This is a genomic window from Pueribacillus sp. YX66, assembly GCF_041725775.1.
In the GTDB taxonomy this organism is placed as follows: domain Bacteria; phylum Bacillota; class Bacilli; order Bacillales; family UBA6769; genus Pueribacillus.
In genome coordinates this window covers 1-8157 of the sequence record NZ_JBEUEL010000056.1, presented here as the reverse complement: position 1 = coordinate 8157, position 8157 = coordinate 1, and the positions used below count along the sequence as shown (strand labels likewise).

Annotated in this window: 9 protein-coding genes; all 9 read left to right on the top strand. The window is 37.5% G+C overall.

Going from position 1 to position 8157, the window contains the following annotated elements; translation table 11 throughout:
* The first annotated feature begins 326 nt into the window (after positions 1 to 326).
* The 9 genes from ABU914_RS15005 (at position 327) to ABU914_RS14965 (ending at position 8155) form a co-directional block, all read left to right on the top strand.
* Positions 327 to 1532: a saccharopine dehydrogenase family protein gene (locus tag ABU914_RS15005; protein WP_379670504.1), complete on the top strand. Its 1206-nt coding sequence runs from the start codon at positions 327 to 329 to the stop codon at positions 1530 to 1532.
* Between the two features lie 35 nt (positions 1533 to 1567).
* Positions 1568 to 1732 (top strand): hypothetical protein, encoded by a 165-nt coding sequence (locus ABU914_RS15000; protein ID WP_379670503.1) that lies wholly within the window; start codon positions 1568 to 1570, stop codon positions 1730 to 1732.
* A 3-nt stretch (positions 1733 to 1735) separates the two neighbouring features.
* Positions 1736 to 2221, top strand: a complete 486-nt coding sequence (locus ABU914_RS14995; RefSeq protein ID WP_379670505.1) for an AMP-binding protein — start codon at positions 1736 to 1738, stop codon at positions 2219 to 2221.
* 190 nt (positions 2222 to 2411) lie between these two features.
* On the top strand, positions 2412 to 3623 hold the full coding sequence (locus ABU914_RS14990) for a saccharopine dehydrogenase family protein (RefSeq protein ID WP_379670502.1): 1212 nt from the start codon (positions 2412 to 2414) through the stop codon (positions 3621 to 3623).
* Positions 3624 to 3736: 113 nt separating this feature from the next.
* Positions 3737 to 4795 (top strand): ABC transporter ATP-binding protein, encoded by a 1059-nt coding sequence (locus tag ABU914_RS14985; protein ID WP_379670501.1) that lies wholly within the window; start codon positions 3737 to 3739, stop codon positions 4793 to 4795.
* 110 nt (positions 4796 to 4905) lie between these two features.
* On the top strand, positions 4906 to 5985 hold the full coding sequence (locus ABU914_RS14980) for an extracellular solute-binding protein (protein WP_379670500.1): 1080 nt from the start codon (positions 4906 to 4908) through the stop codon (positions 5983 to 5985).
* A gap of 67 nt (positions 5986 to 6052) precedes the next feature.
* Positions 6053 to 6877, top strand: coding sequence for an ABC transporter permease (locus tag ABU914_RS14975; protein WP_379670499.1), 825 nt, complete (start codon positions 6053 to 6055; stop codon positions 6875 to 6877).
* A complete protein-coding gene (locus tag ABU914_RS14970; RefSeq protein WP_379670498.1) occupies positions 6874 to 7740 on the top strand; it encodes an ABC transporter permease in 867 nt (288 codons plus the stop codon). The genes ABU914_RS14975 and ABU914_RS14970 overlap by 4 nt, the downstream gene beginning before the upstream one ends.
* Before the next feature lies 1 nt (position 7741).
* Complete coding sequence (locus tag ABU914_RS14965; RefSeq protein WP_379670497.1) at positions 7742 to 8155, top strand: aminotransferase class III-fold pyridoxal phosphate-dependent enzyme; 414 nt, start codon at positions 7742 to 7744, stop codon at positions 8153 to 8155.
* Positions 8156 to 8157 lie beyond the last annotated feature (2 nt).

Sequence of the window (8157 nt, the reverse complement as noted above, 5' to 3'; positions counted from 1 at the left end):
GCAATGAGAAGTACGGAATTGCGACCCTTTGTGTCGGTGGCGGACAAGGCATGGCGTTAATGCTTGAATTGGTTTAATTGCATAACAATAAATTTTTAAAAACTTGGGGATATAATGTTCTCCAAGTTTTTTTGTTTGGATAATCATTAGAAAGTATTCCTTTCATAGTAATTTTATTTTTTCGGTTTATCGTACAGGGGCAATAAAGCTTCTGTTTACGTCATGCGTCATTACAGATTACCACAGTCTAAAGTTTTTCTTGTTAGAACTCAGTAATATTTTTAATTTATGCTAAATGAAAATTTTATTGAAGGGAGAATGAAAGAATGAAAATTGTTATTTTAGGTGGGGGTGCACAGATGGCTAAACCCGCTGCACAGTATTTAGCGACTAAAGATGAAGTGAAAGAACTCGTTTTAGCTGATATTAATTTTGCGAGAGTAAATGAATTCGCGAAAGAACTTGGTCCGAAAGCTACAGCTCAAGTCGTAGATGTCAAAAATAAAGAAGACGTAGTTGAAAAAATGAACGGAGCTACCCTCGTTATGAATTTTATCGGTCCCTATTATCAGTTTGGAACAAAAACACTTGAAACTGTAATTGAAGCCGGGATTCACTACCTTGATATTTGTGATGATTACGATACGACAACAGAAGCATTAAAATTATCGGAAAAAGCGAAAGAAAAAGGAGTTACTGCACTCATCGGTATGGGTGCTTCACCAGGTATCACAAATGTGTTAGCACGTCTTGGCTCTGATGCGATAGACACAGTTGAAGAAATCAATACGTATTGGGTTGTTGGCGATGCAGAACCTGGAGGCTTCGGCGCATTAGTTCATTTATTTCATTGTATTGACGGAACAGTTCCTACGTTTCGTAATGGAAGCTTCGAAAACATTCAGCCATATCAATTAGAAACTTCACGAGATATAGACTTTGGCGAACCTGTTGGGAAGGTAAAACTGTATCACATAGGTCACCCTGAACCTGTTACGTTACCTAAATTTATTCCTAACGTAAAAACGGTCACGAATTTTGGAGCCATCCTTCCACAATATCAAAATGTATTGTTTAAAACTTTAGTAGACTTTGGGTTGGCGAGCGAGAAACCGATTGCGTTTAAAAATGAGGAGGTAGCCCCTTTAGAATTTTTATTAGCGATGCTTCGTGACAAACAATCAAAGGATTCAGAACAAAAACGCCCGGCACGTAAATCAGTCGGTGCTTCAAGAGTTGAAGTGATCGGTAAAACAACAACAGGAAAAAAAGCATCTTATACGTTTACGAAGTCAAGTTATGAAACGATGGCCAATAGCACATCGCTTCCTGCCGGGGTTGCAGCTTGGCACATTGTCAACGGCAAAATAAATAAAAAAGGCGTAATCCCTCCTGAATGTATTAATCCACAAGCTTTATTGTTAGACTTGCGAGAAGCTGGGCTTTTTGAAGCAAATGGCGACTATAAAGTCGTGCAGCAAATTGGCTTAGAAACGAAGACTACGACATTGTTTGAATCCGATTTGTTTTAGTAACAGAACTTTTGAAAAGAATGAAGCATCTCGTTATGAATGTAGCACAATTGGCACATCAAGGAAAAACGCTTTCAAATGCGAAATTGAATCAAAAAGCATATCAGTTGGCACATCGTTTAAAAAATATGAGCATTCGCGATCAAGAGCGAGTGCTTGTCATCTTGCTGAATTTACCAGATGTATTGATTAGTTACTAAGCGATTTTAAAGATAGGCGCAATTATCGTACCGATTAATGGATCACTTCGTGAAAATGAAAGTAGTTATACTGTTGAATACTGTGAACTGAAATTGATCATTACTCGTTCAGAAAATGACAAGAAAATAACTGGTGCGATACAAAACTTATCGTTCAAGCCAAAGGTTTATGATGTTGACACGCATCATTATGACTTACCCGTTTCGGATAAACAAACTGTAAAAATAAAGTGCAAAGATAAACATAATGTAGCAGCCATAATTTATACTTCAAGAACTACGGGAAAACCGAAGGGAGCTATGATTACGCATGATAATCTTTTAGCTGTGAAAATGGAATTGCAAGCATTAGGTCTATTAAATGTAGATGAAACAAGAGCAATCGATGAGCAATTGACAATGTTGGTGACTCTTCCAATTTCACATATATATGGATTAACCGTAACAATGATGGCTTATGCGTTAGGTGCAAGAATCGTACTCATGTAAAAACATTCGAAATCATTGTAAAAGAAAAAGTACATTTATTTGTACCAACGATGCACTCGCTTCTCACATAGTGTGAACAAAATCTAGCAAAATATAAAGTTCCTGAAAGTATCTCGTTCGTGTTCAACTTATCAAAAAATGATTTAGGCAAAGTATTGAGAAAAGAATTAAAAAAGGGGAAGCATTTACATTGAAAAAGATTGTTGTTCTAGGTGGAGCGGGTGGGATGGGCTCTGTTGCTGTTAAAGATTTAACATTAAATGGAAAGTTTGATGGAATTGTTATTGCAGATGCAAATGAGCAAGCAGCAAAACAAGTGGCAAACGAAATAGGGAGTGAAAAAGTTTCTATTGCGAAAATTGACGTATCGGACGAAACTGCTCTAGTCGATTTACTCAGAGAAGCTACTGTCGTTTTAAATTTTATCGGGCCATTTTATAAGTTCGGTCCACTTGTCATCCGTGCCGCGCTTGCTACGAAAACTCATTATGTTGATATTTGTGATGATTATGATGCAGCAGAAGCGATTTTGGCAATGGATGATAAAGCTAAAAAAGCCGGTATTACCGTACTAACAGGTATGGGAACATCGCCTGGTATTACGAATGTATTTGCGAGAATGGGGATCGATGAGCTTGATGTAGCTGAAGAAATCGATACGATATGGGTCATGGGTGAAGCAGAGACAGGGACAGCGGTTTTATATCACGTGTTTCATGGCGGATCCGGATATATTCCAGGTTTTGATCAAGGGAAACGAACGATGATTCAGCCTTTTGGTAAGGAAGGTTCACTTACGGTTGAATTCCCAAACCCATTAGGAAGAGTAACCGTTTATGATATTGGACATCCCGAGCCGATTACAATTCCGCATTTTTTTCCTGAGATTCGTAAAGTAACGAATAAAGGCACATTACTTCCACCGAAAGTTATTGAAACATTTAAAAGTTTAATCCAGTTAGGATTTGGTTCAGAGGAACCGATTCAAATCGATCATAAAATAAAGATTTCACCTCGAGATTTTGTCGTTAAATTTTTACAAGCAAGGCCAGATTTGTTAGACGTTGACCATCCATTTGGATTCGGTGGTCTAAAAGTTATTGTCAAAGGAAAGAAAGACGGAGAAAACGTTTCATATGTGTATACGACTGCGAGTAATGAATCGACTGGGGAGTCGACAGGAATTCCCGCTGCCGTAGGTGCTGAATTAATTGCGACAGAAAAGATTAATAAGCGTGGAGTCATTGCTCCTGAAGTTCTTGACCCTAAAGTTGTTTTAAAAGCATTAGGGAACCGCAAACGATTGAATCAACATGTGAAAAGTACTGGGATTATTATCGAAAAAGTGTTCGCTGATGGCACAATTGAAACGATAAAAGCAGGTAGAACGATCTATAATTAGTTATAGTTAAAAAGTTGGTTCTTGTTAGAATGCAGTAATGTTTTAATTCTATCATTTTCTTAAGAATGAAACTGACTACATTTCTAGTGAATACAAGGATAGGAGATGGGTGAATGAGTGTTATTCATTTACGAGCAATATCAAAAGAGTTTGGTCGTGTAGTTGCAGTAGACAATGTTGACATGGAAGTAAAAGACGGAGAGTTTATGACGATTCTTGGTCCGAGTGGTTCGGGTAAAACAACCATTTTGTCAATGATTGCAGGGTTTGAAGCGCCGACACGAGGAACGATTGAAATTGGAAATATCGATGTCACGAACGATCCTCCGCATAAACGTGATGTCGGTTTAGTTTTTCAAAGCTATGCACTGTTTCCACATTTAACTGTTTTTAATAATGTCGCGTTCCCGTTAAAAGTTCGAAAAGTACCGAAAAGTGAAATCGAAATGAAGGTGAATAAAGTACTTGAACTTGTACGTCTGGAGAAATTTGGGAATCGTAAACCGAATGAGTTGTCTGGTGGACAACAGCAACGAGTTGCATTAGCGCGTGCCTTTGTGTTTGAACCGTCTATTTTACTATTGGATGAACCACTAGCTGCATTAGATCGCAAATTACGCCAACAAGTACAAGTAGAAATAAAAGAACTGCAGCGCTCACTCGGAATTACGACAATTACGGTTACTCACGATCAAGAAGAAGCATTAACGATGTCGGATCGCATGCTAATTTTAAATAATGGTAAAATCGAACAGCTCGGTACACCGGAGGAACTTTATAGTAAACCGAAATCTCGATTCGTAGCTGACTTTTTAGGTATGGCTAATTTTTTCGATGGAATCATTGAATCATCAAATGGTAACGTTTACTTAACTGTAAAGAATGGAAACAAAATTGAGTTGGACGAGCAGTACGAATCTTCAAGTGGACAGTACGTTAGTCTGTTAGTAAGACCTGAACAATTCAAAATGGCTACACCAGACGCAGAGAAAGGACATTCAGGTAAGATTATTTCTTCTGTTTATTTAGGTAATGAATACCGTTATCAAGTTGAAAGTGAGTTAGGAACAAAAGTGATTATGACGGAGGCTGGGAATGAGTGTAGATGGAGGATTGGCGACAATATTACATTCACTTGGGATGAGAGAGATCAAAGGGTTCTATTTAAATAAATAATAGAGTTTTAATTAGATTTCAGGGGGTGAGGCTAAGAAGATTTGATAAGAATATACCCTAAAGTTGTATAACGTTCAATCATAAATTATGAGGGGGATTCATGGAAATGAAGTTGAAGAGGAAATATTTATTAATGTCAATGCTTCTTATCGTTATCGTTGCGTTGACAGCATGTGGTGGCAACGATAGTGCAAACAATGAAAAAAAGGAAGACAATAGTCAGTCTGGTGGTCTAGATTCGTCGGTAACTTTACGCATGCTAGAACCTGGTGGAGAATCAGGAAATTATGTAGAGCATGGTTTTATTAATGCATTTACAGAAAAAACAGGAATTAAAGTTGAAAGGGAAAGTCCAACAAGCTTAGGCAAATTACAATCGGTCGTTAAAGCTGGTGATACATCTTATAATTTAATCGAAATGAGTGCTTCAAACCTTGAACAAGCGGTTGGATTAGGGTTAGTTGAAGAATTAGATTGGGATTTAATCAATCCTGATCCAATATTCGACGAAGCGAAGCATCCGTATGGAGTTGGGTATCAATATTTTAATACGGTTATGGCTTGGCAAGCAAATAACGATAAAAAACCAGAATCTTGGGCTGATTTTTGGGATACGAAAAACTTTCCGGGGAAACGAGCACTACCTGATTGGGCTTCGTTTGCAATTCCACTTGCATTATTAGCTGATGGTGTTTCACCTGATGAGCTTTATCCCATTGATTTAGATCGAGCATTTAAAAAATTGGAAGAGATTAAAGATGATGTTTCGATTTGGTGGGATACAGGTGGTGTACCGATCCAAGCATTAGTTAATGGAGAAGTAGAGTATGCTGCAGTTTGGCCAGCTACACTTATCGCTGATCCACAAGGATTAGAATTTACGTTTAATCAAGGGTTGTTAAAGATGGCATATTTTGCAGTTCCGAAAGGTGCAAAGAACTTCGAGGAAACGATGGCATTTTTACATGAATTAACAAAAGCTGAAAATCAAGCAAAGGCAATGGAAATCTTCCCATATCCTGGACCTAGTTTGAATTTGGAATCCACGCTTTCAGATGGTGTTGCAGAACAACTTATAACATCTGATGAAAACTATCCGAAACATGTTTTAGATGATCCGAAATGGTGGAACGAGAATGCCGATGAAGTTAATAAACGTTGGCAAGAATTTCAATTGAACCGTTAAACCTTCAAAGGAATGGAAGTCTAGCTTTCATTCCTTTGCCAAATCTGTATGAAGTGAGGTTATATTGATGTTTAATAGATTAAGACTTCCGAAAGGTTTTGGGTTCACAATCCCTTTATTTCTTTTAATAACAATATTTTTCAATTTCCCTTTAATCTATATGCTTGGATTAAGCTTATTTTCTCCAAATCCAACGTTGGAGCACTATGCTCAAATTTTTGAGAATCCAGTTTATTTAGAGATTGTAGCAGATACATTTCGAATTGCATTCATTACCGCAGGGATTGCTACCTTAATGGGCTACCCTCTAGCATACTGGATCACGAAGCTTTCTTTGAGTAAGCAAATCATCGCTGTTACAATTATTATTTTACCTTTTTTCGTTAGTATTCTTGTCCGTACGTATGCTTGGATTGTCATGCTCGGTAATGCAGGTGTTATTAACGGCACATTACTAAAGTTAGGCTTAATTGGTAGCCCGATTCAATTTTTATACGATGAAATTGGGGTTGTGATTGGGACGATTAATATATTATTACCGTTTATGGTTCTGCCGCTGTACGCCACTATGGTTCAGTTTGATAGAAGATTGTTATTAGCTGCATCATCGCTAGGTGCGAAGCCGTTTACGGTATTTCGCCGTGTTTATCTTCCATTAACATTACCTGCAATTGTTTCGGGAGCCAGTCTTGTTTTTATTTTAACTCTAGGATTCTTTGTTACACCTGCGATTCTTGGTGGTGGGAAAGTTCAGATGACTGCAACATTACTTGACTTTTTAATTAATCATTATCCAGATTGGGAAGTAGCAGCTGGTATAGCGACAGTTTTACTTATTGTAACGTTACTTTTCTATTTTCTGTTTCAAAGAGGGGGGACGAAAACAACATGAGTGAATTGACCGATGTAAAAATGGATGTAAGTCCGACTCGTCCACAGAAAGAGCGAGGGATGAAAAAAATTTTTAATCTAAGTTTAACCTTCTTTGTCATGCTCATTTTTGCTTTTCTTATCGTACCAATCCTTGTTGTATTCCCGATGTCTTTTTCGAATGATGCAACATTAAAGTTTCCGCCATCCGGGTTTTCCCTTCAATGGTATGAAGCTTTTTTTCAAGACCCGAAATGGTTTATCGCTTTGCGAACATCGTTTTTAGTTGCAATTTGTTCAAGTGTGTTATCGCTCATTTTAGGTATGTTTGCTGCTTACGGATTATCAAGAAGTCGTTTTAGAGGTCAAAAGTTAATTTTAGCAAATATGATGGCTCCAATGATTATCCCTCAAATTATAACAGCTGTTGGATTATATCTGTTTTTTGCCAAAATTGGGTTAGTCGGTACGATTCCAGGGTTAATTATCGGTCATGCCATTCTATCGGCACCGTTTGTCATCATGATTATGATGCTCGGAATTTCATCCGTTGATCTACGCGTGGAGCAAGCGGCCAGAAGTCTTGGTGCTTCTTGGTTAACTACGTTTTCTCAGATCATTTTACCAAATATTATACCAAGTGTTGTCTCAGCATGGTTTTTTGCCTTTATCGTCAGTTTTGATGAATTAATCGTTACAATTTTTCTCGCTGGCTCGCATATAACAGCACCTAAAAAAATGTTCGATGATTTAATGATTCAAATAAATCCGGTGATTACAGTTGTTTCGACATTTCTGATTATATTCACTTTAGGCATTGTTGCGTTGGCCTTATTAATCTTAAAAAAATATAAAGATCGATTAGGAATAGGGAGCGAATCGTAAAGTGGGAATAAAACAGTCCGATAAAAGAATAGAAAAATGGTTGAAAGATGAAGAAGTCAATTTTATAGCGAAAACACCAAAGTCAGCAACATTAGCGCATCATGCAGGGGGTTATACTCGCCATGCGATTTGGCAAAGCCCTTACCCTTTGTATATAAAAGAAGCGCATGGAAGTAAAGTAATTGATATTGATGGTAACAGCTATCTTGATCTTTCCAATGCTTGGACTGTTCTTGTACTTGGTCATTCTGATCCTGATCTATTAGAAGCGATCCATTCCCAAGTTGATAAAGGGATCGTTTGTGCGGGAAATAGTGAGCTTTTAGTTGAATGGACAAATATATGTGTAATATTTTACTCGGGGGATATTTTCACCTTATTTACTAGCCAAAAAAGAGAAGGCACTCTATCATAAAA

Coding starts and splice junctions, on each gene's coding strand:
- ABU914_RS14975 (WP_379670499.1), top strand. CDS start 6,053: ATGTTTAATAGATTAAGACTTCCGAAAGGTTTTGGGTTCACAATCCCT.
- ABU914_RS14980 (WP_379670500.1), top strand. CDS start 4,906: ATGAAGTTGAAGAGGAAATATTTATTAATGTCAATGCTTCTTATCGTT.
- ABU914_RS15005 (WP_379670504.1), top strand. CDS start 327: ATGAAAATTGTTATTTTAGGTGGGGGTGCACAGATGGCTAAACCCGCT.
- ABU914_RS14985 (WP_379670501.1), top strand. CDS start 3,737: ATGAGTGTTATTCATTTACGAGCAATATCAAAAGAGTTTGGTCGTGTA.
- ABU914_RS15000 (WP_379670503.1), top strand. CDS start 1,568: ATGAATGTAGCACAATTGGCACATCAAGGAAAAACGCTTTCAAATGCG.
- ABU914_RS14970 (WP_379670498.1), top strand. CDS start 6,874: ATGAGTGAATTGACCGATGTAAAAATGGATGTAAGTCCGACTCGTCCA.